This window comes from Pseudoduganella sp. R-32, assembly GCF_049913245.1.
Taxonomy (GTDB): domain Bacteria; phylum Pseudomonadota; class Gammaproteobacteria; order Burkholderiales; family Burkholderiaceae_D; genus Rugamonas.
Genome location: NZ_CP183987.1, coordinates 6,514,865 through 6,540,665 on the forward strand (window position 1 = coordinate 6,514,865; position 25,801 = coordinate 6,540,665).

Here is a 25,801-nt window from a genome sequence, read left to right on the forward strand (position 1 = left end):
TTACAGACTGACCGTAGTGTACGCCTTCAGGTTGACACTGTTGGGTACTTCCGCCATCGACAGCACCCGCAGGTGCGGCAGCACGCGCTCGCTCAGGGCGCGCACATGGCGCCGCAAGTCCGGCGCGCACAGCAGCACCGGCAGCATATTCGCCTTCATCATGCGGTCGGCCTGGCTGGCCAGGCGGGCCAGCAGCTGGTCGGCGAACTTGGGCTCGACCACGATGCCGCCGCCGTCGGCCTGGCGCACGCTTTGCATCAGCACCTGTTCGATGGCCGGGTCCAGGGTCAGCACGTGCAGGGCGCTGTGATCGCCCAGCAGGTCCTGGCAGATGGCCGTGCCCAGCTTCTGGCGCACCACTTCGGTCAGGTAGCCCAGGTCCTTGCTGTTGCGGCCGGCGTCGGCCAGGGTTTCCAGGATCGCTTCCAGGTGGCGCACCGAGACTTTCTCGCGCAGCAGGTTCTGCAGGATCTTCTGGATGTCGCTGACCGAGACCACGGTCGGCACCAGCTCTTCCACCAGCCCGGGCTGGCTGTCGCGGATGCGCTGCAGCAGCTTGTCGGTCTCGCCGCGCGTCAGCAGCATGGCCGACTGCTGCTTCAGCACTTCCGACAGGTGGGTGATGAACACCGTGCCCGGGTCGACCAGGGTGTAGCGCGCCGAGCGCGCCAGTTCCTTTTCGCTGTCGGCGATCCAGATTGCCGGCAAGCCGTAGGTCGGCTCGCGCGTCTCGATCCCTTTCAGCGCCCGCTGCTCGCCGCCGCTGTGGATGGCCAGCGTGTGGTCGAGCATGATGTCGCCCTTGCCGGCCAGCGCGCCGAACACGCGCAGCTCGTAGGCGGTGGCGGCCAGTTGCGGCGCGTCGCGGAAGCGCACGCGCGGCAGCACCATGCCGGATTCCAGCGCGAACTGCTTGCGCAGCGCGGCAATCCGTTCGGTCAGCAGGCTTTGCTCGCCGTTCACCAGCGGCAGCAGGGTCGCCCCCATCAGCACTTCGATCGGTTCCACTTTCAGCAGGTCGTAGGTGTCTTCCTCGCCATCCTTGGCGTCGGCGTCCTGGTCGTCTTCCGGCTTGCCGCCGACCTTGCGGCGCAGCAGCAGACCGACGCCGAACAGCGTGCCGCCCACCACCAGTACCGGCAGCGGCGGAATGCCCGGCAGGAAGAACAGCGCCGCCATGGCGCCGGCCACGATGAACAGGGTCTTGGGGAAGGAGGTCAGCTGGCGCAGCACCTGGCTGCTCAGGTTGCCGTCCGAGGCGGAGCGCGTCACGATGATGCCGGTGCCCACCGAAATCACCAGCGCCGGCACCTGGGTCACGATGCCGTCGCCCACGGTCAGCAGGGTAAAGGTGTGCAGCGCCTGGTCCCAGCGCATGCCCATCTGCATGATGCCGATCACCAGGCCGCCGACGATGTTGATCAGCATGATCAGGATGCCGGCAATGGCATCGCCCTTGACGAATTTGCTGGCGCCGTCCATCGCGCCGTAGAAACCCGATTCCTTTTCCAGCAGCTTGCGGCGGCGCTTGGCTTCTTCCTGGTCGATGAAGCCCATGTTCAGGTCGGCGTCAATGCTCATCTGCTGGCCCGGCATGCTGTCCAGCGTGAAGCGGGCCGCCACTTCGGACACGCGCTGCGCGCCGCTGGTCACCACCACGTACTGCACCACCACCAGGATCAGGAACACGATCATGCCGATCACGTAGTTGCCGCCCACCACATAGGAGCCGATGGCGCCGATCACGCGTCCGGCGTCGGCATCGCTGAGGATCAGGCGGGTGGCCGCCACGTTGAGCGACAGCCGGAACAGGGTGGCGATCAGCAGCAGCGAGGGAAAAGTGGAAAACTCCACCGGCCGCGGGATATAGAAGGTCAGCAGCAGGATGGTCAGGGCGAAGCTGATATTGCACAGGATCAGGAAATCCAGCATGGCCGACGGGATCGGCACGAACAGCACGCACAGGATGCCGACCACCAGCAGCACCATGACCAGGTCGGCGTTCTCGCCAAAATAACGACGTAACATCAATTCTTCCTTCCAGACTGACGGCGGGCCTCGCGCATGGCGTAGACCCAGACCATGATTTTTGCAAGCTGCGGATACAGCTTTTCCGGCACGTAGCCGTCGTAATCGACTTCGCGGAACAAGGTGCGCGCCAGCGGCTTGTTCTGCACGATCGGGATATTCTTGCGCCCGGCCAGTGCGCGCATGCGCGCCGCCAGGTCGCCGGCGCCCTTGGCCACCACCTTGGGCGCGGCCGCGCTGCCATGCTCGTAGCGCAGCGCCACGGCCAGGCGGGTCGGGTTGGTGACCAGCACGTCGGCGCTGGCCATGCGCCGCATCGACTGGCTGCGCTTGAGCATGTCCTTGCGCAGTTCGCGGATGCGGGCGCGGATGCGCGGATCGCCTTCGCGGTTCTTGTGCTCGTCCTTGATGTCGCGCTTGCTCATGCGCATGCGCTTGGCGTAATCCCAGCGCACAAAGCCCATGTCGGCCAGCGCAATCAACAGCAGCGCCAACGCCAGCTTGCCCAGCAGGCCGCCCACCAGCTCGAGCAGGATGCGCGGATAGGCGGCCGGCGCCGCCGTCGGCAAGGCCATCAGGCCCGGCAGCGCCGCGCTCACGGCGGCCCACGCCACCCCGGCCAGCACCACCAGCTTGACGATGCTCTTGCCGGCCTCGAACAGGGTGCGCATCGAAAAGATGCGCTTGAAACCATCGACCGGGTTGAGGCGCTTGAAGTCCGGCTTGACCGGGTGCACGCTGAATATCGGGCCGGTCTGCGCCAGGTTGGTCAGCAGCGCGGCAATCACCAGCGCCATCAGCAGGGGCGCCAGCAACAGCAGCACCGCCAACAGCAGCTGGCCGCACCAGGCCGCCAGGTTGGCCACGCTCCACTCCAGCCCCGGCGCCCGCGCCAGGGTGCGCTGCGCCATGCTGAGCAGCTTGCCCAGGCCGTCCCAGCCGCTAGCCTGCACCACCACCGTCAGCACGGCAATGGCCGCGCACGACAGGAAGTCCACGCTCTTCGCCACCTGGCCCTTTTTGCGCGCGTCCTCCAGCCGGTGCGGCGTGGCCTGTTCCGAACGGTCGCTATCCTGTTCCGCCATCAGCGCAGCACGCTTTCCCAGTAGGTGAAGATGGAGCGGTAGACGCGCTGCATGGCCGGCCCCAGCGTCGGTGCGCTGACGGCAAAGATGGTCAGCGCCGCCACCAGCTTGAGCGGGATGCTGACCACGAACACGTTCATCTGCGGCAGCGTGCGCGAGGCCACGGCCAGCGCCAGCTCCAGCAGCAGCAGGCACAGGATGACCGGAATCACCAGCGCGATGCCGTAGGAGAACACCAGCCCGAACTGCGCCACGGCCGCATCGGCCGACAGTTCCAGCCCGGCGCCCGGCGCCGCCCGCTGCAGCGAGAAGGCCAGGCCGCGCAGCAGCGCATGGTGGCCGTCAAGGGCGAAGAACAGCGCCACCCCGGTCATGTTGAGGATGGTGGCAAACATCGGCGCGCCCGAGCGCGTCACCGGGTCATACACTACGCCCAGGCCGAAACCGCTCTGCACGTCGAGGATCTTGCCGGCCATGGCAAACGCGCCGAAGGCGGCAAACACGCCGAAGGCCAGCGTGATGCCGACCACCACTTCGCCGATCGCTCCCAACAGCACCTGGCCCGGGCCGAAGCTGGCCAGCGCCGGCCGCACGCCGCCGCCGGACACCAGCAGCGCCGCCAGCGCCAGCGTAAACAGCACGCGCACCACCACCGGCGTGCCCTGCACCATGGGTACCGGCGCCAGCAGGAACACGCAGCCCAGGCGCAGCCACACGTAAAACACTGCCAGGGCCCATGCCGCATCGACGTTGATCTGCATCGCTCGCCTTAGAATTGCTGCGGTATCGACGCGATCAGGCCGGCGCCGAAGGCCACCAGGCGCTTCAGCATCCACGGCCCGCACACCACCAGCACCACCACGGCCGCCACCAGCTTGGGCACGAAACTGAGCGAGGCTTCCTGGATCTGCGTCACCACCTGCAGCACGCTGACCAGCAAGCCCACCAGCAAGGTCACGGCCAGCAGCGGCGCCGCGATCAGCAAGCCGGTCCACAGCAGCTCGGACAGCATGCGCAGGGCCATGTCACTGCCCATCCTGACCTCCCGTCGCCAGCAGCTGCGCCATCGCCTGTTCCAGCAGGGGTTGGCAGGAATCATCCTGCTCCAGCGCTTCCTGCACCTCGTCGACCATGCGGAAAAAACGCGGATCGGCCAGCAGGTGCTGGCCCAGCTCGTCCAGCAGCACCGCTTCCAGGAACACGCGCAAGGCCTTGCGCCCGCGCTGCGGGTCGTCGCGGCCGATGGCGCGCACCCGCTGTTCCACCAGGCGCGCCAGCGTGCCGTCCGGCGTTGCCGCCGCGCGCCCGTCCGCACTGGGGGCGCGCCGGCCGGCGGCCGCGCCATGCGGCGCCAGCTGGCTGCGGATCATCCGCACCAGGGCCGTCACGCCGCTTACCGATGTCACCATTCCATGCTCTCCCTACAGGCTGACGTCCAGCCCGCGTCCGCGCAATTGACGGCGCAGCGCCGTCATTGCCTCTTTGTGTAATTGGGTCACGCGCCCGGCCGACAGCTCGCAGTCCTGCGCAATCTCGCCGAACGGCTGCTGCTGCAGGTAGTGCGCATGCACGATGCGGCGCTGCAGCGGCGGCAGCTGCTCCAGCGCCGCCATCAGGGTATTGCGCAGCTGGCGCAGCTCGACGCCATGATAACTGTTGTCGGCATACTCCCTTTCGCCGGCGGCATACAGGCCGGTTTCCTCCAGCAGGAAGCCGACCGCCAGCCCGATGGCCAGTTCGGCCAGCTGGCCGAAGACATCGGCGTCCTGCCCGTCCGCCAGCGCGCCCACCCGCTGCGACACGATGCGCTTGCGCGCGGCCACCTGCTCGCGCAGGTCGCTGGCCGAATCGATGCCGTTCAGGATGGCACCGCTGACCCGCGACGAGGCAAACGTCTCGAACTTGGCGCCGCGGCTGTCCTGGTAGCGGTCGATCGCTTCCAGCAGGCCGACCCGGGCGTACTGCAGGTAGTCGTCGAACTCCAGGTCGTCCTGCACGCGGCGCGCGTACATGCGCGCCGCGTGCATGCGTGCATACGCATCGTAGGCTTGCGCCAGCGCGGCGCGCGCCTCGGCCTCGCCCCCGTGAAAGCGCTGCCATACCGTTTCAAGGACGTCCTCCGACACCGGCATTGCCCTCAGACGAAAGTACCCAGCAGGGCGCGCACCACCAGGTTCCAGCCGTCCATCAGCACGAACAGCAGGATCTTCACCGGCAGCGAGATCGAGGCCGGCGGCACCATCATCATGCCCAGCGCCATCAGCGCCGACGACACCACCAGGTCCACCAGCAGGAAAGGCAGGAAGATCACGAAGCCGATCTGGAAGGCAGCGCGCAGCTCGGACAGCATGAAGGCAGGAATCAGCTGCAGCATGCTGATGTCTTCCATGCTGGCCGGGCGTTCGGCGTGCGCCAATTCCACCATCAGCGCCAGGTCCGCTTCGCGCGTCTGGCGCACCATGAACTCGCGCAGCGGCGCCAGCGCCTTGGGGATGGCCTTTTCAGCAGTGAGCTTGCCCGCCACATAGGGCTGCAGGGCCTGGGTATTGGCCTGCTGCAGCGCCGGCGCCATGGTGAACATGGTCAGGAACAGCGACAGGCTGATGATGACGGCATTGGGCGGCGTCTCCTGCATGCCCAGCGCATGGCGCAGCATCGACAGCACGATCACGATGCGGATGAAGGAAGTCATCGACATCAGGATGGCCGGCGCCAGCGACAGCACGGTCAGGCCGAGCAGGATGCGTACCGCCGCCGAAGTGTCGGCGCGGCTGGCCCCGCCCAGGTTAAGCTGGATGGCCGGTGCGCTGTCCGGCGCGGCCCAGGCCACGCCCACCCACAGCAGCAGCGCCAGTACGGCGCCGGCCTGGCACAGGCGGCGCATCATGGCGCCACCGGCGCTACGGCTGCCGGCGCGGCAGCCGCTGCCACCTGCGCCACGCCGTGTTCGGTATGCGCCAGCAGCAGGCGCTGGCCCTCGAATTCCACCACCACCAGCTGGGCGCGCGGGCCCAGCGGCTGGCGTTCCAGCACGCGCAGCAGGCGGCCGCCGCTGCCGCCGCCCGCCTGCGGCAGGCGGCGCCGCAGGAACAGCACGGCAACGATCACCAGCAGCGACAGCAGCAGCACCGCCACGGCGCCGCCGCCGACCGGCGCGGCGCCCAGCGGCGTGTCCTGCTTGAAGGGGATGGCCGGCGCGCTGACGACGGCGCTGGCCGTTGCGGCAACTGCTTCAGCCATGGCTGCGCGGCGCCACTTCCGTTACCCGCACGCCGAACTGGTCGCCCACCACCACCAGTTCGCCGCGCCCCACCACCTGGCCGTTGACCACCAGGTCGAGCGGCGCATCGACCGCGCGGTCCAGCGTGAACACGGCGCCGGCCTGCAGCTCCATCAGCTGCGCCAGGCTGGCCTGGGCCTGCCCGACCTGCACTGTCAGGCCGACCTGCACCCCTTGCAGCAAAGCGCCCTGGCCCAGGGCCAGCGGGGCGCCGCCGCCATGGCCGCGCAGTTCGGCCAGCTCGACGCGCTCGGCCAGTTCAACGGATGCGGCCTGGCCGCTTGCATGACTGCTCATTACGATCTTCCTTACAAAATTAAACAGGGGCCGGCGCGGCTTGCACCGCGAGGGCCTGGCCCACCTTGCCGAGGTGGGCGTGGAACAGGGTGCTGGCGCCATCCGGGGCCAGCACGGGCAGCGGCTGCTCGGCGCTGCGGCCAAGGCGGATCACGTCGCCCACGCGCACCGCCATCAGGTCGGCCAGGTCGAGCTCAATGCTGCCCAGCTGCACCGGCAGCGCCAGCGTGGCAGCGCCGACTGCCGCCTGCAGCTCGCAGGGCGCCAGCGGCGCCAGGGCTGCCGGAGCGGCCGGGGCCAGGGCAGCCACGGCGGCATGGTCGAGCAGGATGGCCAGCGCCTGGCGGCCGAAGTGCAGCTGCACCAGGGCCGCGCCGGAGCCGGCCGCATACAGTTCGCGCGCGGGCGCCAGCGCGCCGACGCGCTGGCCTGCCGGCAGCGCCGTCCCCAGCGCCTGCAGCAGCGCTTCCTGTGCGCGCCCGGCCAGCGCCTGCGCCAGGCCGGTGCCCGGCGCCGCGCCGCACAGCGCGCGCTCCAGCGCGCCGCCCAGTTCATCCGGCCAGGCCAGCCAGGCCCTGGCGCCGCCAGCGCCTTCGAAGGCGGCGCGCGGCGTCCACAGCGCGGCAGCGCCGGCCCGCAGCGCCACGCACTCGATGCGCTCGGGCGCCAGGCCCCAGGCCTGCTGCCATGGACGCAGCGCCGCTTCCAGCGCTGCGCGCAACGCCGCCAGGCGGCTGTCGCTCAATAAGATGTAAGGCCTGGTGTGCATCAGCGCTTCATTTCAAACAGTTGCTGGATCATTTCGTTGGCCGTGCTGACCACGTGCGAGGCGGCCTGGTAGCCGCGCTGCATCAGGATCAGGTTGGAAAATTCCTCGGCCAGGTCGACGTTGGAACCTTCGCGGTGGCCGGCCTGCAGCTTGCCGAAGGTGGCGCTGCCGGCATAGCCATAGCTGGCCACCACGTCGGCGTTGCGGCGGAAGGCGCTGCCGCCCGCTTCGCTCAGGTCGCGCACGCTGTCGAAGTCGGCCAGCGCCAGGCGCGGCCCGGTGCTGGTCTGGCCATTGCTGTACTTGATGGTCACCAGCCCGTCGCTGCCGATGGTCTGGTCCGACTTGGAACCGGCCGCGTAGCCGTCCTGGCTGGCGAAGGCGATGGTGGAAGCGCCGGGCTGCGCCATCACGTCGCTGGCGAAGTCGAACTTCAGGCTGGTGGCCGTCAGGCCGGCCGGGGTCCAGTCCACCGTCACCGCATTAAAGCCCGGCACCGGGTAGGCGCCGGCAAACTTCAGCGTGCCGGTGCCCACCGTGGTGGCGCCTTCGCTGATGGTCAGCGCATACTCGCTGTTGCCGTTGTGGTGGATTTTCATGCTCAGGCTATGGCTGGTGCCGTTGGCGTCCACCGCGGTGATGCTGGGCACGGTGACATCGGCCAGCGCCGCCGTGCTGCCGGCTGCCGGCGACGGGATCGCGCCGGCGAACTTGAGGGTGGTGGTGGCCTTGGCCGGGCTGCGCAGCTGCTTGTCCAGCACCAGGTCGGACAGCGTCCCGCCCTCGCCCATGGCCTGCACCGCGTCGCCGGCCGAGTTGACCAGCGCGCCTTTGTCGTTGAACGAGAAGTCGCCGGCGCGGGTGTACAGGTATTCGTTGTCGCGCTTGATGACGAAGAAGCCGTTGCCGTTGATGCGCAGGTCGGTCGGGTTGCCGGTCGACTGGTCCTGGCCGGCCTGGAAGTTGACCACCGTGCCGCCGACCGCCATGCCGCTGCCGCCGCTGCCGGCGTTGCTGCCGGCAGCGCCCTGGCCGCCGCCGGCCTGCTGGTCGAACAGGGCCGTGAAGCCCAGCTGCGAGGACTTGAAGCCGGCCGTGTTGACGTTGGCCAGGTTGTTGCCGACCGTGCGCAAGCCTTTTTCGTGGCCCAGCAAGGCGGAAGTGCCGATAGTGATCGATTCGAACATGCTGCCCCCTTAGCGGATATTGATGATCTGCGACAGGTTGATATTGGACTGCGAGCGGGCGCCGGCAGTGACGGTCATCAGCGGCTGGCCGCTGGCCAGCGACAGCGCCGACACGGTGCCGGTAAATGGCGCGCCGTTGACGTTGATGTCGACCGTCTTGCCCAGCAGGCCCAGGGCCTGGGTCGAAGCCTGGTTGGACAGCATGCCGTCCAGCTTTTCGTTGAGCTGGCGGGTCTGTTCCAGGTTGGCGAACTGGGCGATCTGCGCCACGAATTCCTGGTTGTCGACCGGCTTCAGCGGGTCCTGGTTGTTCAGCTGGGCGGTCAGGATCTTCAGGAAGTCCTCGATGCTGACGTTGGCCGAATTGGAGGTGCCGCGCGCGCTGCTGCTGACGGCCGATGCGCTACTGATGGTCATGTCCTATCCTTTCCCGTTGTGGACCGGCGGCAGCTGCGCCGCGGCGGTATATGCGTTGAATGCGTTGCGGCGCGCGTGGTCGCTGGCGGCGCGCAGGGCGCCGTCCGGCAGGCGCTTGCCGTTGATGCTGAGGGCGGCCAGGGGCTGGCCCTGGGCTGCCAGTTCGCCGGCCAGGGCTGCCGCCACGGCCGCTACCTGGCCCGGCTGCAGGCTGGCATCGCGCAGCCAGGCTTGCATGCCCTGGCCCTGCGCCGCCAGGCGCAGCAGGCGCGGCGCGTAATCTTCCTGCGGCGCGGCGGCCGGCTGTCCCGGCTCCGGCTGCGCTTCGGCCGCGCCCTGCGGCTGTTCCGCTGCGCCGTTGCCGTCCTGCGCCAGCGCGCCGGCTGCGAAGCCGAACCCGGCGCGCGCGGCGGCCAGGCCCGGCAGCGCTGCGGCAGCCACGCCAGCCGCCGGGGCCGCAGCGCCCGCGCTGCCTGGCCTGGCGCCCACTGCCGCCATGCCGGCAACGGCTGCATGCCCGACGGGCGCGGCGCCGGCTGGCCCGCCGTCCATCGGCACGCCAGCCGCCGGCGCCGCGCTGCCGCCCGCCTGGCGCATAGCGGCCTGCCCTGCCTTGCGGCCGGATGCCGGATTTTCAGCTTGCTCTGCCGGTTCGCCGCGCTGTGCCTGGTGCTGGCCCTGCGTGCTCTCTTGCGGCGCATTGCCGCCATGCTGGCCCGGCGCATGCGCGCCGCCGCCTGCAAACAGCGCATCCTGCAATTGCGCCAGCCAGCGTTCCTGGCGCGCCTGCGCGTTTTGCCGGTTCATGCGCTGCGGCACGCCTCCAGCCGCCGCCGTTTCCAGCTCAATTGCCATCGCCGTCCCTCCCCGCCTGCAATACGCCCCACAAATCGTCGGTCTCGCGCGCCTGCGCCTGCAGCCGTGCGCGCACGAATTCGCGCCGCAGTTCGCTGCGGTGCTTTTCCAGGCCGTCCAGCGCGCGCCGCGCGCCCGCCAGCTGCGCCACCTGTTCGGCATGCGCATCCTGCCGCTCGGCCAGCGCACGGCTGGCCGCTTGCGCCGACTGCGCCAGCGACGCCAGGTAGCGCCCGTGTTGCAGGCATTGCTGCGCCGCCAGCAACTGGCCCGAGCCGCTGATGGCCGCCCATTGCGCACAGCCGTCGGCCAGGCGCGCCTGGGCGCCGCCGGCCACCGCCTCGGCTTCGGCCAGCAGCGCATTCTGTTCCGCCAGCGCCTGGCGCGCCTCGTCCAGCGCCCATTCGCGCAGCAGGCGCGCCGGCTCCAGCGGATAACGGAAGCGTCCGCGCCCGCTCATGGCGCCGCTCCGATGGCGCGCCGCAGCCGCGCCAGCGCATCGGCGCGCGGGCTCGATTCGTGCACGCTCTGGCACAGCACCGTACGCAGCGCCGGGTAGGCGTGCAGCGCGCGGTCGATGGCGGCATTGCTGCCGGCGCGGTAGGCGCCCATGTCCACCATCTGGCGGTTGCGCTGGTAGGTGGCCAACTGTTCGACCACGCTGCCCATCAGGGCCAGCTCCTCGCGCGTGGCCAGGTCGCCGGCCAGGCGGCTGGTGCTTTGCAGCACGTCGATGGCCGGGAAATGGCCTTCGTGCGCCAGCTCGCGCGACAGCATCACGTGGCCGTCCAGCGTGGCGCGCACGATGTCGGAGATCGGCTCGTTGAAATCGTCGCCCTCCACCAGCACGGTGTACAGCGCGGTGATCGAACCGCCGCTGGCAGCGGTGCCGCAGCGCTCGCACAGCGCCGGGATGTCGGCAAACACCGACGGCGTGTAGCCGCGCGCGGTGGGCGGCTCGCCCGCCGCCAGGCCGATCTCGCGCCGCGCCATGGCAAAGCGCGTGATCGAATCCATCATCAGGAGCACCTGCTTGCCCTGGTCGCGGAAGTACTCGGCCACCACCGTTGCGGCCTGGGCGGCGCGGGTGCGCGCCAGCGCCGGCTGGTCGGAGGTGGCCACCAGCACCACGCTCTTTTTCAGGCCTTCGGGGCCCAGGTGCTTTTCCACGAATTCACGCACTTCGCGCCCGCGTTCGCCGATCAGGGCGATCACGTTGATGTCGGCCTGCACGTCGCGCGCCAGCATGCCCAGCAAGGTGCTCTTGCCGACGCCGCTGCCGGCAAAGATGCCGATGCGCTGGCCGCGTCCCAGCGGCAGCAGGCCGTCGATGGCGCGCACCCCGGTTTCCAGCACCTTGTCGATGCGCGGCCGGCTCAAGGGATTCATGGGCGGGGCCTGCAGCGGACGCTGCTCCGTGGCCTGCGGCACGGCGCCGCCGTCCAGCGGCTGGCCGAAGGCATCGATCACGCGCCCCAAGAGCGCCGGGCCGACCGGCATGCCAGCCTGCACGCCGGTGGCGCGCACGGTGTCGCCGATACCCACGCCGCGCAGCGCGCCGTAGGGCATCAGCACCACGCGGCCGCGCTGCAGGCCGACCGCTTCGGCCGCCAGCGGCGGCGCATCCTGCGGCGTGATCTCGCACACTTCGCCGATGGTGACGTCGGGGCCGAGCGCTTCCAGGCTGTAGCCGGCAATGGCAGCCACCGTGCCGAGACGTGACGTCAGCGGCACATTGCGGGCGGCGTCCAGGTACTCGCGCATCAGGCTTCTCCTGCGCGGGCCGCTGCCAGCGCCTGGCGCAACTGGCCAAGCTGGTATTCGAGGCGCGCGTCGAGGGTGCCGGCCGGGCTGTCGATCAGGCAGCCGCCCAGCTCGATGCCGGCGTCCGGCACGTAGCGCAGCGCGGCGCCGCCGTCCACTTCAGCGGCCGCCATCAGGGCGCAGTCGGCCGGATGCAGGCGCACCGTCAGGTCGCGCCGTTCGCGCAGCGCGGCCAGCTGCACCTGCAGCATGGCGTGGATGCCGGCGCGCGTGGCAGCCTGCTCGCCCAGCACGCGGCAAACGATGGTGAAGGCCAGTTCCACGGCGTCTTCCTGCAGCGAAGGCGCCAGCGTGCCCTGGGCTTGCAGCAGTGCGCCGGCGGCGGCCTGCAGGCGCGCCACCTGCGCTTGCACCAGGTCTTCGGCCACGCGCTGCGCCTGGGCGGCGCCGTCTTCCAGGCCGCGCCGTTCGGCTTCGCCATAGGCGGCGCGCAATTCCTGTTCGGCCTGTTCGCGCCAGGCGCTGCGCTGGGCTTCGGCCTGCGCCAGCCAGTCGCGCTGGGCCTGTTCGGCGGCGGCGATCCAGGCTTGCTGCTCGGCCTGCAATGCGGCGCGCAGGCGTGCGCTTTCCGCGGCGATGGCTTGCGCCAGCACGGCGTCCGGCTGCACGGCAGCAGCCGGGCTGGCCGCTGGTGCCGGCGAGCTGGCGGGACGCTGTTCTTGCGGCGCGGCGGCTGCCGGCGATGCGGCCGGGCTGCGCTCTTGCGCGACGGGCGCAGCGTGGCCGCCGGTTGCGGCGCCGTGCGGCTCGGCGCCATGCGGGTCGGCGGCTGGCGCCACCAGGTGCGGCGCGCCGGGCGCGCGCAGGCGGCGCGGGCGGGCGGCAACGGCGGCGGCGCGGATTATCGGGTCCATCGGAATACCTTTGCCAGGGCCGCGCGCCAGCCCGGCGCCGCTGCGGCGGCCGGCAGGCGGCCGGCTACCAGCTCCACCAGGGTACGGGCAACGGCAGGCGCCACCGGCCCCTGCGCCGCCTGCGCGGCAGCGATGCGCTCGCGCTGCGGCCCCGGGAACAGCGCCAGCAGGGCTGCGCCGGCGGGCCAGGCTTCCAGCGCCAGGAATTGCGCCACCAGGCCGGCCGGCTCCTGCGCCAGCACGGCAAACAGCGCTTCGGCGCTGGCGTTGCGCAGCACGCTGGCGGCCGGCCGCGCGGCAGCGGCAACAGCCGGGGCGCGCGCGAAACCGAGCGCGCTCAATTCGGCCAGGTAGCCGCGCAGGATGTCCTGGTCGGCTGGCGGCAGTTCAGCCAGCACCTTGTCCTGGTCGGCCGTGCTCAGGCCATGCAGCGCGGCGGCGGCCTGCTTGTGACCGTTCATGGCTGCTCCGTCGGCAAGCGCTCGCCGGCGGCAGGCGCCGCGATCCAGCTGCGGATATCCAGCACCAGGCGCTCGCGCGCGGCATCATCCAGCGGCGCGGCATCGGCATCGCGGCGGCGGGCCAGCAGCAGGACGGAGGCCGGCACGGCCGCGCCCAGCAGCAGGGCTGCCAGCATCCACACCAGGTTGCGGCCGGCCGGCGCCGCTGCCTTGCCGGCGGCTGCTGCCGGCGTAGCGTCGGCCGGGCTGGCATCGGCATGGCCGGCGATCGGGGTCGGCAAGCTGTCCGGCAGGCTGCCGAACTGCTGCATCGAATACAGCACCAGGGCATCGCCCCGTTCCTGGTTCAGGCCGACGGCCGATGCCACCACTTCCTTGAGTTTTTCGATCTGGTCTTCGTTCAGCGACTGGCGCACCAGTACCGCCACCGTCATGCGCTTGACCGCGCCGCTGGCCACGTTCAGCTGCTCGGTGCGGCGGCCCACCTGGTAGTCGGCTTCGGTGGTGCTGCTGCCCGGATTGCGCGCCACGGCGTCGTTCTGGCCGCCGCTGGCGTCGCTGACCACCTTGCGCTCGCGCACCACGGCCTGCGCCGGCAGCACCTGCTCCAGCGTGACGCGGCTCTGGTCCATGTTCAGCGAGAGGTCGATGCTCGCGACAGCCGTGCCGGCGCCAAAGGTCTGGTCCAGCACGCGGTTGACCTTCTTCAGCAGGTAGTCTTCGCCGCCGCGCTTGGCGTCCAGCTGGCCGCTGGCCGCCGCTTCCGCCGCGTCGCTGCCGCCGGCGCGCGTCAGCGCCACGCCATGCTGGTCCAGCACCGTCACGTCGGCCGCGGTCAGTTCCGGCACCGAGGCCGCCACCAGGCGCTGGATGCCCAGCACCTGCTCGGCGCCCAGGGTATGGCCCTGCTTCATGGTGACCGTGACCGAAGCCTTGGCCTTGGCCGCCTGGCGCTTGAACAGGCCCTGCTCCGGCACCGCCAGGTGCACGCGCGCCGTCTGCACCTCGTCGATGGCCAGGATGGTGCGCTGCAGCTCGCCCTGGATGGCGCGCTGGTAGTTCACCTTCTGCACGAAGTCGGTCATGCCGAAATCGGCATTGTTGAACACTTCGAAGCCGACCGCGCCGTGCAGCGGCACTTCCTTGCCCATCAGCTTGAGGCGGGTCTTGTACACCATGTCCTGCGGCACCAGGATGGTGCGGCCCTCCCCGCCCAGCTGGTACGGGGTTTTCGACTTGTCCAGTTCCGCAGTCATTGCCGCCGCATCGGCCGGCGACAGGTCGGCAAACAGCACCTGGTAGTCGGCGCGGTAGATCCACCACGCCAGGCCGCCCATGACCGCCACGATCAGCAGCAGGCCCGCCGCGATGCCGTTACGCGCGCCGCGGCCCAGGCCGCGCCAGCTTTCCATCATTCCATTCACTTACGACTCCTAGACTTGCATCCGCATCACTTCCTGGTATGCATCCAGCAAGCGGTTACGTACTTGTGCCAGCAACTGGAAGGACAGCTTGGCTTCTTCCATGTGGATCATCACTTCGTGCAGGTTCTGCACCTGGCCGGTGGCCAGCCTGCGCAGGTCGTTTTCCGACGTCGCCAGCGTGGCGTCGACCTGGCCCACTTCACGCGCGATCCAGTCGGCGAAACCGGGCGCCGCCACCGGCGCGGCAGGCACGCCCAGGGCCGCAGGTTCGACCGCATCCACGGCGCCGATCGCGCCGATCGCTTCGATGCTCATTGGTTGCCCCCGATTTCCAGCGTGCGCGCGGCCATGGTGCGGGCGGCGGTGAAGGCCGCCAGGTTGGCTTCGTAGCTGCGCAGCGCCAGGTTGACGTTCAACATTTCCGCCGTATGGTCGACGCCCGGATAGGCCACCATGCCCTTGGCATCGGCATAGGGATGGCCCGGTTCGTACACCAGGCGCGGCGCCACGGCCTGCGGCACCACGGCCTTGACTTCGGCGCCGCCGCCGGCCAGGGCGAACTGCTGGGCAAAGGCCAGCGGGCGCGCCTGGCTCACCAGGCGCAGCGGCTGGTAGGCTGCCGCCGCCGACGGCGCGGCCTGGTTCATGTTGGCCAGGTTGGCCGCGGTCAGGTCCAGCCGCAGCTTTTCCACTGCCATGCCGGTGGCGCTGATTTGAAATGCCGCCTGGTAGCTCATTAGCGTTTCCCTTCGTTGATGGCCGTGCCCAGCACGGACAGGTGTTTGTTCAAGGCCTTCAGCAAGGCCTGGTGCTGCAGCGTGGTCTGCGACAGCTGCGCCAGTTCCATGTCCAGCGCCACTTCCTGGTTGGCATTGCTGGGCGCCAGCGTTTCCAAGCGCGGACGGTAGGCGGCCAGTTCGGACAGCGACGGCGCGCGCACCTGGCCGGCAGCGTCCATCAGGCCGGCCACGCGGCTTTCGAAGCTGACGCCGATGCGCTGGTAGCCCGGCGTGTTGGCGTTGGCGATGTTCTGCGCGATCGCCTGCTGGCGCATCACGGCCGCGTCCAGGGCCATGCCGAGCAGGCGGGTGGTGCTTTCTTCAATCATCGGTACCATGGGCTTCCTCGGGTTTATTGCACGACCAGGTCGGCGTGCAGCGCGCCGGCGGCCTTCACCGCGCGCAGGATGGAAATGATGTCGCGGGTATTGGTGTGCATGCGCGCCAGCGCGTCCACCAGCTCGGCCACCGTGGTGGCGCGCGGCGCCAGGTAGCCGGTGCCGCCCTGCTCCTTCACGTCGACGCGGCTGTTGCTGACGGCCACCGTCTGCACGTCCGGCCCGGTGCGGCTCACCAGCAGCGGCTGCGACACCGTGTTGTCGGTCACGATCGACACCTTCAGCTCGCCCTGCGAGACGGCCACCTTGTCGATGCGCACGTCGCCGCCGGCCACCAGGGTGCCGGTGCGTTCGTTGATCACCACGCGCGCGCGGCGGTCCGGTTCCACCGTCACGTTTTCCAGCGCCGCCAGGAAATCGGCCAGGCGCGTACGGCGGCTGGGCGGCACGTTGACTTCGACGCCGGCGGCATCCTGGGCCTGCGCCAGGCCGGCGCCCAGGCGCGCATTGATGGCGTCGGCCACGCGGGTGGCGGTGGTGTAGTCCGATTCGGCCAGCACGAAGGTCACCGTATTGCGCTCGCTCAGCATGGTGCTGCGCACGCCGGCCTCGATGGTGGCGCCGCCGGGAATGGAAGCGACCGTCGGATGGTTCTTCTGGATCACATTGCCGTTCATGTCGTACTTGTAGCCGCCCACCGACAGCGCGCCCTGCGCCAGCGCATACAGCTGGCCGTCGGCGCCTTTCAGCGGCGCCAGCATCAGGGTGCCGCCCACCAGGCTGCGCGCATCGCCCAGCGAGGTGACGGTGACGTCCAGCGCGTCGCCGGGACGGCCGAACGGCGACAGCGAGGCCGTCACCATCACGGCCGCCACGTTGCGGCTCTGCACGTCGTCGGCCGCCACTTGCAGGTCGAAGCGCGCCAGCATATTGGCGATCGACTGGCGGGTGGCCTTGTTGCGCGGCGAGTCGCCGGTGCCGGCCAGGCCGGTCACCAGGCCGTAGCCGGACAGCGGGTTCTCGCGCCAGCCTTCCATCTTGCCCAGGTCCTTGATACGCACCTGTTGCGCGCCGGCCGGCAGGCTCAGCGCCAGTGCTGCCAGCGGCAGCAGGATCCAGCTCCACTTCTTCACGTCACACTCCGAACAGGGTCAACAGGCGCTGCCACCAGGCCGGGCGCTGGCGCTCGGAGATATCGCCCTGGCCGGCGTAGCTGATGCGCGCTTCCGCCACGCGGGTCGACAGCACCACATTGGTGTCGGACACGTCCTGCTGGCGCACCCGGCCCTCCAGCGTGATGGTCTGGCGCTCGTTATTGATGTCGACCTGCTGCGTGCCCTGCACCAGCAAGTCGCCGTTGGCGGCGATCTCGCGGATGCCGACCGTGATCTGGGCCAGCACGCGCCCGGCGCGCTGGGTGGTGCCATGGCCGTCGCTGTCGTTCTGGCTGCGGATGGCGGCGCCGTGCGTCAGGCCGTTCGGCGTGCGCACGTCCAGCCCGACCTGGGCGCTGCGGCCGGCATTGGTGCCGGCGCTGCTGGTGGCGCTGGAATTTTCATAGACCATGACCGTGATCAGGTCGCCCACCTTGCGCGGACGCAGGTCCGAGGTCAAGGGCTGGTAGTTTTGCGGGCGATACAGGCTGTCGGCCATGGCCGGCAGGCTGGCGGCCATGGCCAGCCAGATCAACCCTTTTAAGACTGCACGCAACATGTTCTCCTTCACTGCAGGTCCGCCTGGACCGTTCCATCCTGTTGCAGGCGGCCGGCCAACACGGCCCCGCCCGACATCCTCAATTGCACCGGCTCGCCCGGCGCCGCATCGCCCAGGGCGATGCCTTCGCGCTCCAGCTGCAGCGCGCCGCTCTGCCAGCGCAGCACGGCCCGTTCGCCGCGGCGCATGAAACCGGCCGGCGCCAGCTGGCTCGCCGCCAGCGCCTGCCCCGCGCGCAGCGGCTGGCGCAGACGGGCGCCGTTGGGCAAGCTGTCCGCCGCCAGGCCGCCCGCCAGTGCCGCGTTGCCGGGGCGGGCTTCAAAATCGGCGGCCACTAGCACCTCGCCGGCAGCCAGGTCGCGCCGCGCGACATACAGCTGGCGCGGCAGCTCCAGGGCCAGTTCCACCCGCAGCGAGCGGTACACCGCGTCCTGCCACAGCACGTCCAGCCACACTTCAAAGCGCGGCGCCAGCGTGCGTCCCGCCAGCGGCCGCACGGCCAGGCGCGCGTCCTGCGGTGCTTCCACTTCAGCCGGCACGCGCAGCGGCGTCGCCTGCAAGCTGCCGTTGGCGCCGAACGCGGCCTGCACCGCCTGCGTCGCCAGCGCCAGCTGTTCGGCCGAAGCCACCAGCCGCGACGCCATGCGCACCTGCACCTGCTGCGCTCCTGTCACTTCCACGCTGCGCCCGGTCCGGCGCAGCACCAGTTCCTGCAATTGCGCGCGCGTCCAGCGCGCCACATAGCCGATGCGCGGTGCGCTGCCCAGGTCCAGGCTAGCCAGCGCCGCGGCGCCTTCGCCGCTGACTTCGGCCACATCGGCCAGGTGCAGGCGCGGCTGCATGGCCATCACCGTTTCCCGCAGCGCCAATTCGGCGCCTTGCGCCGCCGGCAGCCACGCGAGGGCGGCCGCACACAGCAGCGCACGCATGGCTTATTTGCGCAGGTTGTTGCTCATGGCCAGCATCTCGTCCGACGCCTGGATCACCTTGACGCTGCTTTCGTAGGCGCGCTGCGCCACCATCAGGCTGACCATTTCATCCACCAGGTTGACGTTGGAGCCTTCCAGCCAGCCCTGCGCCACCGTGCCCATGCCGCCTTCCCCGGCCGCGCCGTAGATGGCGTCGCCGGAAGCCGCGCTGGGCCGGTACATATTGCCGCCCATGGCCTGCAGGCCGCTGGTGTCGGCAAAGCGCGCCAGTTCAATGCGGCCCAGTTCGCTGGGCGAACTCTGGCCGGCCAGCTTGGCCGTCACCACGCCGGCGGCCGACACCGACAGCTCGCTGGCGTCGTTGCCGACCTGGATGGCCGGGCGCAGCTGGTAACCGTCGCTGGTGGCCAGGTAGCCTTCCTTGTCGACCACCAGGCTGCCGCCGCGGGTAAAGGCCGGCGTGCCGTCGGCTGCCGTCACTTCGAAGAAGCCGTCGCCGCGCACGGCGAAATCGAGGGCCTGGCCGGTCTGTTTCAGCTCGCCGCCGGCAAAGGCCTTGACGATGCCGGCCATGCCGACCCCGCTGCCCTGCCACAGCGAAGGCGCAGCGCCCTGGGTGGCCTGGCTGGCGGCGGCGCGGGCACCGCCCATGTCGCGGTAGACCAGGTCCTGGAAGCTCACGCGCGAGCGCTTGAAGCCGGGCGTGCCGACGTTGGCCAGGTTGTTGGCAATGGTGTCCACGCTGGCCTGCTGCATCTGCATGCCGGTGGCGGCGATGTACATCGAATCGTTCATGGCTTAAAAATCTCCCAGCTTGCGGATGGTCTTTTCCAGGTTGTCGTCATAGCCCTGCACTACGCGCGCCAGGGCTTCGAAATGGCGCACCGTCATGCTCATGCGCACCATCTCGGTGGTGGTGTCGACGTTGGACGCTTCCTGGAAGCCCTGCTTGACCGGCGCGCTGCTGTTCGGGTCGGCCACCGTGGCGCCGCCCAGCGCATACATGCCGCCGCCCAGCGGCTGCAGGCGGCCAGCCTGCTCGAAGCGCACCCGCTTCAGGCGGCCGACCACGCGGCCGTCCTGTTGCACGTCGCCGTTGCCGTCGATGGTGAAGGGGGCGTTGCTGAGGGTGAGCGGACCGGCGCTGCTGACCACCGGGTGGCCCTGGTCGCCGACCAGGCGGCCATCGACGTCGACGCGCAGCTTGCCCTGGCGGGTGTAGGCCGCGCCGTCCGGCGTGGCCAGCTCCAGGAAATCGGTGCCCTCGACCGCGACGTCATGGGCGTCGCCGGTGGCGCGCAGGCGCCCGGCGCCGGCATCAATGACACTGCTTTGCAGGGACGGCAGGGTCAGCGGCAATGGCTGCGCCAGTGCTGCCTGGCTCAGTTGAGCCTGGAAGGTGGTGCCCAGCGCCAGCTGCTTCTTGTAACCAGGCGTCACGGCGTTGGCCAGGTTCTGGCTGATGCTCTCCATTTGCCGGACATCGTTCTGCAGGCCCAGGCCGGCAATTGCATTTACGTCCACTGTTACCTCGGCAACTAACAATATAACAATTGAAAGTCGGCAATACTATCATGATGCAAATGCTAATTGCAGAAAATGGTAGAGTTTTTATTTATGGAAACTTATAAAGTGTCACTAATTTGAGGGGTTTTGTAGCAGTGCCGAGAGACGATCGGCCAGCGCCGGCGCTGCCATCGCTGTGTGGCTGCCACGCCACGCTTTGGCCGCCGCGCGCATGCCGGCATCGGCCAGGGCGTCCTCTACCTGGGCCAGCGGCGCCGCATCGTCCTGGTAGACGCGGGCCACGCCCAGTTCAGCCACGCGGCGCGCCAGCATGGCTTGCTCCGGCTGCTGCGGCAGCAGCAGCATCGGCACCCCGGCCGCCAGGCAGGCGCAGATCGTGGCATGGCTGGCATACAGGATGGCCAGGTCGCACTGCCCGGCCAGGCTGCGCAACTGCGTCAGCTCTTGCGTGAAGCGCATATTGCTGTTGGCAAAGCGCGCCGCCTGCTGCGCTGTCAGCCCCGGCGCGTAGATCAGCGCCTCGCAAGGCGCCATGCGCAACTGGCTGAGCAGGCGGTCCACGCCGCGCTGCCCCGGGCGCAGGTAGGCGAACACGCGCGGCCGCCCGGTGTCGGGCCAGCTGGCCGGCACCCCGGCCTCATCGAGATAGAAGCCGCCGCAGTATTCCTCTTCCGGCCGGGCGCCGAAATGGTCCAGCTCGGGATAAGTATCGAGCAAGCGCAAGTCGGCGTCGAACAGTTCAGGAAGCGTCGCCAGCGGCGCCATGCCGATGCGCTCCTGTGCCGCCTGGATCGCCGCCAGTGCCGCCGTGTCGCACGCCAGCAAATTTTCCTGCGCCACCGCCTGCGGCAGGATGGGCGGGAACGGCGTCTGCCGCGGCGGCAGGAAAAAGCCGGGCGACAGCAGCACGCGCCGCATGGCGCGCCCGCGGCTGGCCAGCAGCGCCGTCGGGCTGTGGTCGAACACCGTCAGCGCCGGCTGCACCAATTCGAAGATCTGTTGCCAGGCGCGCAGCATGCCCGCCAGGCGCACCGGGCTGGCGTAGCCGCAGCGCAGCAGGATGTCGGCATAGTTCAGGGCCGGCCCGGCGGCGGCGCCCTGGCCGATTGCCACCGGCGCCTGCAGCCAAGGCATGCCGTGCGGCCCCAGCACCACTTCAGCCGAATGGGTGTCGCGCACCGCAAACACGGGACGGTAACCGCGTTCGCGCAAGGCCAGCGCCAGCGGCAGGAATTTCGAGACATGGCCCAGGTGTTCGCCCAATTCCCACGCGAACAGGATGTTTGCATTCATCTTTGAAAGAAATATTGCGTTGTTTACACGTTCATCATATTGTAGGATGATCTTGCATTGCTAAATTTGCCAAGCTTTACCATGTCGACCGCAACAGACCTCACCGCCAAGATCCAGCGCTTCACCACGTTCCTGCAAGCCGATCCGGACAACACCAGCCTGCTGCTCGACCTGGGCGACCTGCAGCACCAGGCAGGCCAGTTCGATGCCGCCCTGGCCAGCTATGGCCGTGCCGCCGCCCTGCTGCCGGATGCCTCGGCCGCCACCGCGCGCACCGCCGCCGTCTACCTGTCGCAGCACCGCTTCAGCGAAGCGGGCGTCCTGTTCGAAGGCTTGCTGGCAGAGGGCGAACAAGCGCCGGCGCTGCAGCACAACCTGGGTATCGCCCTGTTCTACCAGGATCGCTTCGAGGAAGCGGCGCAGCAGTTCAGCGCCGCCGCAGCGGGCGGCCTGGATGTGCCGGCCAATGCGCGCTACCTCGCCAATTGCCTGCACCACACCGGCCAGATGGATGAAGCGCTGCAAGCGGCCCGGCAATGGCATGCCCAGACCGAATCGCCCGACAGCCAGGCCTATCTTTCCCTGCTCTATTTCGACCAGGGCGACCGCGAACAGGCGCGCGCCGCCGCCGAGGCGGCCCTGGCCGTCCAGCCCGACAGCGTGGAAGCCAACGCCGTGCGCGGTTCGCTGGCGCTGGAAGACCAGGACATCGCCACCGCGCGCACCAGCTTCGACACCGTGCTGGCGCAGCGCCCGGACAACGGGCGCGCCTGGCTGGGCAAGGGCCTGAGCCAGCTCTACACCGAAGAGCAGGACGATGCGCTGGCCTCGCTGGCCAGGGCCGAAGCCTGCATGCCCGAGCATTCCGGCACCATCGTCGCGCTGGGCTGGGCCCAGCTGACCACCGGCCGCCACGCCGAAGCGGAACAGAGTTTCCGCCGCGCCGTGGAAGCCGACCGTGGTTTCGCCGAAGCCCACGGCGGCCTGGCTGCCGCGCTGGTGCACCTGAACCGCCTGGATGAGGCGCGCCAGGCCGTGACCGTGGCCAACCGCCTGGACCCGGCCAACTTCGGCGCCGTCTACGCCAAGGCCGCCCTGCTCAAGCTGGACGGCCACGGCCAGCTGGCCGACCGCCTGATCTCGCGCGCACTGCAACAGCGCCCGACGGCGGATGCCCCGAGCCTGCAGGAATACCTGACCACTTTTGTGGCGCAACGCGCGCCGAAACACTGAGAACGGATTACGAAAATGAGCAACCCCACCCTCGCCATGCTTGACCAGGCCGAGCTGCTCCAGCTGTCGCTGGAAGCCGACCGTAACGGCGATTCCGCCACCTCGCTGGCTTACCTGAAAGAAGCGGGCAGCCGCCCCGATGCCAGCGCCGAAGCGCTGCTGATGCTGGGCGCCAGCTACGCCTCGCTGCGCATGTATGACCGCGCCGCAACCGCGATGGAAGCGGCCATTGCCGCCAATCCGGAACTGGCCATCGCGCGCTTCCAGCTGGGCCTGCTGTACCTGTCGTCAGGCGACGGCCCGCGCGCCAACGACGTGCTGGTGGCGCTGGACGACCTGGACGAAGGCAAATGCCTGTTCCACTTTGGCCGCGGCCTGCGCCACCTGCTGGCGGATGAATTTGCCGATGCGCTGCGCTACCTGCAACGCGGCATTGAACTGAACCTGGACAACCCGGCCCTGAACGCCGACATGCAGCGCATCATCGACGACGTCAACAAGCTGCCGGAAGAACAGCGCCAGCAAAGCGCCGGCACCGACAGCAGCCAGCACGTGATGCTGTCGGCCTATACCGGCCGCAGCACGCACTGATCAGGAACGCCGGCGGCGTGCCAGGGCCAGCAGGCCGAGACCGCCGGCCATCAGCGGCAACGTCGCCGGCTCCGGCACATCGCCAGGCGGGTCGACCTGGTCGACGCTCCACTGGATCTGGTCAAGCACCAGTTGCGGGCCGGCGCCGTCCTGCGAGCCGGCATCGATACCACCGGTGCCCAGGAAGCTCACCGCGTCCACGCCCTTGAAGCCGAAATCGAAGTAGTAAGGTCCGTTGAAGGAGGTCTGCAGGGTCTTGGTGTACAGCAGCTGGCCATTGCGCCAGCCTTGCACCAGGACATCCTCATCCATGCTCCAGGCGGCCGTGATGGCAGCGCGGTCGAAATTGAACTTGGTCGCACGCGAGAACGAAATAATGCCGTCCCAGCCGATCAAGCCAACATTGCCCACCGTGCCCAATTGGTAGCCGCGGGACTGGATGTAGTCCTTGAAAACAACGGCGGGGTCATTGCCCCATTCAAAGCCGCCATAGCCCGCCTCCAGCGGCGCCACCCAGTCGCCAGGGTCCTGGTCTTCGAACGTCAACAAGCCCGCTTGCGCAGACGCCGACATCAATAAAGCCACGGCCAGCAAGCCGCAGCGCTTCCAGCTGCTGAACATACTTTTTCCTTTTTAGAAATAGATGCTGCAATACATTAAACATTGTATGGTAGCATGTTGACATTCAAATTACTTAACTTTTCTTTCGCCACTATGACGTCCAGCAACAATTTGTCCGTATTTGCGCCCGATGAACTGGTCGCCCTGGCCCGCCATCACATCGACAGCAACCGGCTCGACCTCGCACTGGAAAAGTTGAAGCTGGTCCTGGCCGGCAACGCCCCCGAACCGGAAGCGATTGCCATGACGGCCCGCCTATACGCCCAGCTGGGCCTGCCGCGCCGCGCCCAGGAGCTGTTCCAGCACTACCTGGCACTGCACCCGGACGCGCCGACCGAGCAGTTCCAGCTGGCGATGGCCTACTTCAACGACGGCCAGGCCGAACAGGCGCAAGTGCTGTGGGATGCCATCCTGGAACGCGACCCGGTGCACCCGCCGGCCCTGTACTTCAGCGCCTTGCACCAGGCGCGCCAGGGCAAGGCGCAAGACGCGCGCCGCCACCTGGACGTGTTGCTGCAGTCGGCCGCCTCCAGCAACCTGTACGCCGAGCGCGGCAGGGAATTGCTGCAATCGCTGGACGCCACGGCCCAGCAATGATGGATGTGCAAGTCGAAGTCAGCACACGCTGCAACTTCGACTGCTTTTACTGCGCAGGACGCGACATGGCGCAAGGCGACATGCCGCTGGAACGTTTCCGCGCCATCGTCGACAGGCACGTCGCGCGCTACGGCGTGCCACGCCGCCTGTCGCTGCAGGGCGAAGGCGAACCAACGCTGAACCGCGACTTCTTCGCCATGGCCGCCTACGCGCGCACCATCGGCGCCGAGCCGTTCACCATCACCAACGGCACGTACAAATATCCCGAACACTTCCTGGCCGACTTCCGCCAGATCGGCGTCAGCATAGACACGCTGGATGCCTGCGAAGCGGCCAGCATCGGCCGCCACAACCTGGAACGCGTCATCGAGTTTGTCGAGAACCTGCGCGGCAGACTCGACATCACGATCTTCTCCGTCGCCGTTTCCGCCTCGGTTCAGCCAGTGCGCGAATGGTGCCGCAAGCGCGGCTTGCGCCACATGATTCAGCCGCTGCAGGGCAAGGACGACTACAGCCGCCGTTACCCACAGCGCATCCAGCTGCACCGCCAACCGACCGAGTACCGTTGCCACCTTCTGGAGAATGACGGCATGCGCTACTACGACCTGAGCGGCGGCGAGATGCCATGCTGCTTCATCAAGGACGCCAGCCGCTTCGAGTCAATCGCCGCGCTGCGCAGCATCCTCGAAGAGCGCAAGGTGCCGCTCCCCTGCGCTGGCTGTGCTCACTTGCGCTAACGCCTATGCGGTGGCCTTCACGCCATACTGCTCCACCAGGATCCTCAGGTAGCTCAGGGCACTCTTTTGCGCATAATCGGGCGCATCATTGCCGCTCAGGTTCAATTTCTTGAGGTCTTCCACCAAAGCGAAATAGCGCGCCGTCAAATACTGCGGCAAATCCGCCCGGTTCAACCGAATATTGCTTAAGCCGTCTTCCTCGTTCACCACTTGCATGTAGTAGCACTGGATGGCGCAGAAAACGCCCAGCGCATCACTTGCGGCGACGCGCAAGGCCAAGTCAAGTTCGCGCTCTGCAAACTTGACGTTGTACTTCTCGGCGATCGGATAAATCGCCTTGACCAGCAACTCGTTGTGATCGGTCGGCAGCAAGTCGGCATTAATGTAGGACGGCGTGCGAAACACGCCTTCCTCGCCACGGATTACCTTGAACAGATGATGAGATTTGATCTGCTGGTAAATTTCGTCGACTGTTGGAGTCATTTCTGGATTCACAATTCGTCCGATGTCAGGCTTGCATAATTCGTTCAAGCCTTCGGACATAATCTGCAGCACCGTTTCACGGTCGCCGCCCAGAAGAGGTGTTTGACCATAAAAGAAGCGGAACCTGAAGCGCCCGTTCCACAGGACTGTCAAGCGTACGCCCGTCCATTTCTCGCCATGCTGGACAGCCTCTTGATATAGGGCCTTGACCGTATCGTATGTCTGAATCGTGTTGCCGAGGTCGTAGCTATCCAGGTGGATATCGAAATTTTCGCCGCCCAACGCCCTCGCAGTGCACTTATTTCTCAGCCCGAGTTGCTCATCCTCTAAGAACTCAAAATAGAAAGTAATCACTCTCCAATCCGGCGGCGCGCTATCGGCGAGCGCCTGCACCGTCTGGTTCAACAGTTCCGGGTCAGCCTGAAATGCCACAATTTTCCTCCTGTACTCTCAATCGTCACGAGCTTCCAAGTACCATT

Annotated in this window: 33 protein-coding genes; 4 read left to right on the forward strand and 29 right to left on the reverse strand. The window is 68.4% G+C overall.

All coding sequences use genetic code 11. From position 1 onward, the window contains the following. From flhA to ACN9MU_RS30050, 27 genes are all read right to left on the reverse strand, one after another. A complete protein-coding gene (gene flhA / locus ACN9MU_RS29920; protein WP_426319488.1) occupies positions 1-2,028 on the reverse strand; it encodes a flagellar biosynthesis protein FlhA in 2,028 nt (675 codons plus the stop codon). Next, positions 2,028-3,113 carry an EscU/YscU/HrcU family type III secretion system export apparatus switch protein gene (locus tag ACN9MU_RS29925; RefSeq protein WP_426165608.1) on the reverse strand — a complete coding sequence of 362 codons (1,086 nt, stop codon included), beginning with the start codon at positions 3,111-3,113 and terminating at the stop codon, positions 2,028-2,030. The genes flhA and ACN9MU_RS29925 overlap by 1 nt, the downstream gene beginning before the upstream one ends. Beyond that, complete coding sequence (locus ACN9MU_RS29930) at positions 3,113-3,874, reverse strand: flagellar biosynthetic protein FliR (RefSeq protein ID WP_426165610.1); 762 nt, start codon at positions 3,872-3,874, stop codon at positions 3,113-3,115. The genes ACN9MU_RS29925 and ACN9MU_RS29930 overlap by 1 nt, the downstream gene beginning before the upstream one ends. Positions 3,875-3,882: 8 nt before the next feature. Then, complete coding sequence (locus ACN9MU_RS29935) at positions 3,883-4,149, reverse strand: flagellar biosynthetic protein FliQ (RefSeq protein WP_426165612.1); 267 nt, start codon at positions 4,147-4,149, stop codon at positions 3,883-3,885. After that, positions 4,139-4,522, reverse strand: coding sequence for a hypothetical protein (locus tag ACN9MU_RS29940; protein WP_426165614.1), 384 nt, complete (start codon positions 4,520-4,522; stop codon positions 4,139-4,141). Before ACN9MU_RS29940 ends, ACN9MU_RS29935 begins: the two co-directional genes overlap by 11 nt. 12 nt (positions 4,523-4,534) lie before the next feature. Next, positions 4,535-5,239 carry a sigma-70 family RNA polymerase sigma factor gene (locus ACN9MU_RS29945; RefSeq protein ID WP_426336534.1) on the reverse strand — a complete coding sequence of 235 codons (705 nt, stop codon included), beginning with the start codon at positions 5,237-5,239 and terminating at the stop codon, positions 4,535-4,537. 11 nt (positions 5,240-5,250) lie between these two features. Then, the gene (gene fliP / locus ACN9MU_RS29950) at positions 5,251-6,000 is read right to left on the reverse strand and encodes a flagellar type III secretion system pore protein FliP (RefSeq protein WP_426165618.1); all 750 of its coding nucleotides are present in this window, start codon (positions 5,998-6,000) and stop codon (positions 5,251-5,253) included. Further along, complete coding sequence (locus tag ACN9MU_RS29955) at positions 5,997-6,353, reverse strand: flagellar biosynthetic protein FliO (RefSeq protein ID WP_426165620.1); 357 nt, start codon at positions 6,351-6,353, stop codon at positions 5,997-5,999. The genes fliP and ACN9MU_RS29955 overlap by 4 nt, the downstream gene beginning before the upstream one ends. Next, entirely contained in the window at positions 6,346-6,690 is a 345-nt protein-coding gene (locus ACN9MU_RS29960; protein WP_426165622.1) for a FliM/FliN family flagellar motor switch protein, read from the reverse strand. Before ACN9MU_RS29960 ends, ACN9MU_RS29955 begins: the two co-directional genes overlap by 8 nt. 19 nt (positions 6,691-6,709) lie before the next feature. Then, positions 6,710-7,459, reverse strand: a complete 750-nt coding sequence (locus tag ACN9MU_RS29965; RefSeq protein WP_426165624.1) for a FliM/FliN family flagellar motor switch protein — start codon at positions 7,457-7,459, stop codon at positions 6,710-6,712. After that, complete coding sequence (locus tag ACN9MU_RS29970) at positions 7,459-8,646, reverse strand: flagellar hook protein FlgE (RefSeq protein ID WP_426165626.1); 1,188 nt, start codon at positions 8,644-8,646, stop codon at positions 7,459-7,461. Before ACN9MU_RS29970 ends, ACN9MU_RS29965 begins: the two co-directional genes overlap by 1 nt. A 9-nt stretch (positions 8,647-8,655) precedes the next feature. Beyond that, positions 8,656-9,063: a flagellar hook assembly protein FlgD gene (locus tag ACN9MU_RS29975; protein WP_426165628.1), complete on the reverse strand. Its 408-nt coding sequence runs from the start codon at positions 9,061-9,063 to the stop codon at positions 8,656-8,658. A 3-nt stretch (positions 9,064-9,066) separates the two neighbouring features. After that, positions 9,067-9,918, reverse strand: coding sequence for a hypothetical protein (locus ACN9MU_RS29980; protein WP_426319495.1), 852 nt, complete (start codon positions 9,916-9,918; stop codon positions 9,067-9,069). Then, positions 9,908-10,378: a hypothetical protein gene (locus tag ACN9MU_RS29985; RefSeq protein WP_426165632.1), complete on the reverse strand. Its 471-nt coding sequence runs from the start codon at positions 10,376-10,378 to the stop codon at positions 9,908-9,910. The genes ACN9MU_RS29980 and ACN9MU_RS29985 overlap by 11 nt, the downstream gene beginning before the upstream one ends. Continuing rightward, a complete protein-coding gene (locus tag ACN9MU_RS29990; protein ID WP_426336535.1) occupies positions 10,375-11,682 on the reverse strand; it encodes a FliI/YscN family ATPase in 1,308 nt (435 codons plus the stop codon). Before ACN9MU_RS29990 ends, ACN9MU_RS29985 begins: the two co-directional genes overlap by 4 nt. Then, positions 11,682-12,596 (reverse strand): FliH/SctL family protein, encoded by a 915-nt coding sequence (locus tag ACN9MU_RS29995; RefSeq protein WP_426336536.1) that lies wholly within the window; start codon positions 12,594-12,596, stop codon positions 11,682-11,684. Before ACN9MU_RS29995 ends, ACN9MU_RS29990 begins: the two co-directional genes overlap by 1 nt. Then, entirely contained in the window at positions 12,584-13,057 is a 474-nt protein-coding gene (locus ACN9MU_RS30000) for a hypothetical protein (RefSeq protein ID WP_426336537.1), read from the reverse strand. Before ACN9MU_RS30000 ends, ACN9MU_RS29995 begins: the two co-directional genes overlap by 13 nt. Beyond that, on the reverse strand, positions 13,054-14,472 hold the full coding sequence (fliF, locus tag ACN9MU_RS30005) for a flagellar basal-body MS-ring/collar protein FliF (RefSeq protein ID WP_426337665.1): 1,419 nt from the start codon (positions 14,470-14,472) through the stop codon (positions 13,054-13,056). The genes ACN9MU_RS30000 and fliF overlap by 4 nt, the downstream gene beginning before the upstream one ends. Positions 14,473-14,490: 18 nt before the next feature. Beyond that, complete coding sequence (gene fliE / locus ACN9MU_RS30010) at positions 14,491-14,796, reverse strand: flagellar hook-basal body complex protein FliE (RefSeq protein ID WP_426165640.1); 306 nt, start codon at positions 14,794-14,796, stop codon at positions 14,491-14,493. After that, positions 14,793-15,218: a flagellar basal body rod protein FlgC gene (gene flgC / locus ACN9MU_RS30015; protein WP_426165642.1), complete on the reverse strand. Its 426-nt coding sequence runs from the start codon at positions 15,216-15,218 to the stop codon at positions 14,793-14,795. Before flgC ends, fliE begins: the two co-directional genes overlap by 4 nt. Then, positions 15,218-15,598 (reverse strand): flagellar basal body rod protein FlgB, encoded by a 381-nt coding sequence (locus ACN9MU_RS30020; RefSeq protein WP_426165644.1) that lies wholly within the window; start codon positions 15,596-15,598, stop codon positions 15,218-15,220. The genes flgC and ACN9MU_RS30020 overlap by 1 nt, the downstream gene beginning before the upstream one ends. Positions 15,599-15,612: 14 nt before the next feature. Then, positions 15,613-16,731, reverse strand: a complete 1,119-nt coding sequence (locus ACN9MU_RS30025; protein ID WP_426165646.1) for a flagellar basal body P-ring protein FlgI — start codon at positions 16,729-16,731, stop codon at positions 15,613-15,615. A 1-nt stretch (position 16,732) separates the two neighbouring features. Beyond that, positions 16,733-17,311, reverse strand: coding sequence for a flagellar basal body L-ring protein FlgH (locus ACN9MU_RS30030; RefSeq protein ID WP_426165648.1), 579 nt, complete (start codon positions 17,309-17,311; stop codon positions 16,733-16,735). 8 nt (positions 17,312-17,319) lie between these two features. Beyond that, positions 17,320-18,240 (reverse strand): flagellar basal body P-ring formation chaperone FlgA, encoded by a 921-nt coding sequence (flgA, locus tag ACN9MU_RS30035; RefSeq protein ID WP_426319500.1) that lies wholly within the window; start codon positions 18,238-18,240, stop codon positions 17,320-17,322. 3 nt (positions 18,241-18,243) lie between these two features. Then, positions 18,244-19,035, reverse strand: a complete 792-nt coding sequence (gene flgG / locus ACN9MU_RS30040; RefSeq protein ID WP_426165652.1) for a flagellar basal-body rod protein FlgG — start codon at positions 19,033-19,035, stop codon at positions 18,244-18,246. Positions 19,036-19,038: 3 nt separating this feature from the next. After that, a complete protein-coding gene (locus tag ACN9MU_RS30045) occupies positions 19,039-19,764 on the reverse strand; it encodes a flagellar hook-basal body protein (RefSeq protein ID WP_426319501.1) in 726 nt (241 codons plus the stop codon). Positions 19,765-19,878: 114 nt separating this feature from the next. Next, entirely contained in the window at positions 19,879-21,060 is a 1,182-nt protein-coding gene (locus tag ACN9MU_RS30050) for a glycosyltransferase (protein WP_426319502.1), read from the reverse strand. A gap of 81 nt (positions 21,061-21,141) precedes the next feature. Here ACN9MU_RS30050 and ACN9MU_RS30055 point away from each other — a divergent pair, with 81 nt between their 5' ends. Continuing rightward, positions 21,142-22,293, forward strand: a complete 1,152-nt coding sequence (locus ACN9MU_RS30055; protein ID WP_426319503.1) for a tetratricopeptide repeat protein — start codon at positions 21,142-21,144, stop codon at positions 22,291-22,293. A 15-nt stretch (positions 22,294-22,308) separates the two neighbouring features. Continuing rightward, entirely contained in the window at positions 22,309-22,884 is a 576-nt protein-coding gene (locus tag ACN9MU_RS30060) for a tetratricopeptide repeat protein (protein WP_426165660.1), read from the forward strand. Here the strand turns inward: ACN9MU_RS30060 and ACN9MU_RS30065 are convergent, their stop codons facing one another. Next, positions 22,885-23,505: a PEP-CTERM sorting domain-containing protein gene (locus ACN9MU_RS30065; RefSeq protein WP_426165662.1), complete on the reverse strand. Its 621-nt coding sequence runs from the start codon at positions 23,503-23,505 to the stop codon at positions 22,885-22,887. It abuts the gene before it with no gap. Positions 23,506-23,616: 111 nt separating this feature from the next. Here ACN9MU_RS30065 and ACN9MU_RS30070 point away from each other — a divergent pair, with 111 nt between their 5' ends. Continuing rightward, positions 23,617-24,102 carry a tetratricopeptide repeat protein gene (locus tag ACN9MU_RS30070; protein ID WP_426319504.1) on the forward strand — a complete coding sequence of 162 codons (486 nt, stop codon included), beginning with the start codon at positions 23,617-23,619 and terminating at the stop codon, positions 24,100-24,102. Further along, entirely contained in the window at positions 24,099-24,839 is a 741-nt protein-coding gene (locus ACN9MU_RS30075; RefSeq protein ID WP_426319505.1) for a radical SAM protein, read from the forward strand. The genes ACN9MU_RS30070 and ACN9MU_RS30075 overlap by 4 nt, the downstream gene beginning before the upstream one ends. Positions 24,840-24,842: 3 nt before the next feature. On the opposite strand, the gene ACN9MU_RS30080 is transcribed toward ACN9MU_RS30075, so the two are convergent. Then, positions 24,843-25,754 carry a hypothetical protein gene (locus ACN9MU_RS30080; RefSeq protein WP_426319506.1) on the reverse strand — a complete coding sequence of 304 codons (912 nt, stop codon included), beginning with the start codon at positions 25,752-25,754 and terminating at the stop codon, positions 24,843-24,845. Positions 25,755-25,801: the final 47 nt, after the last annotated feature.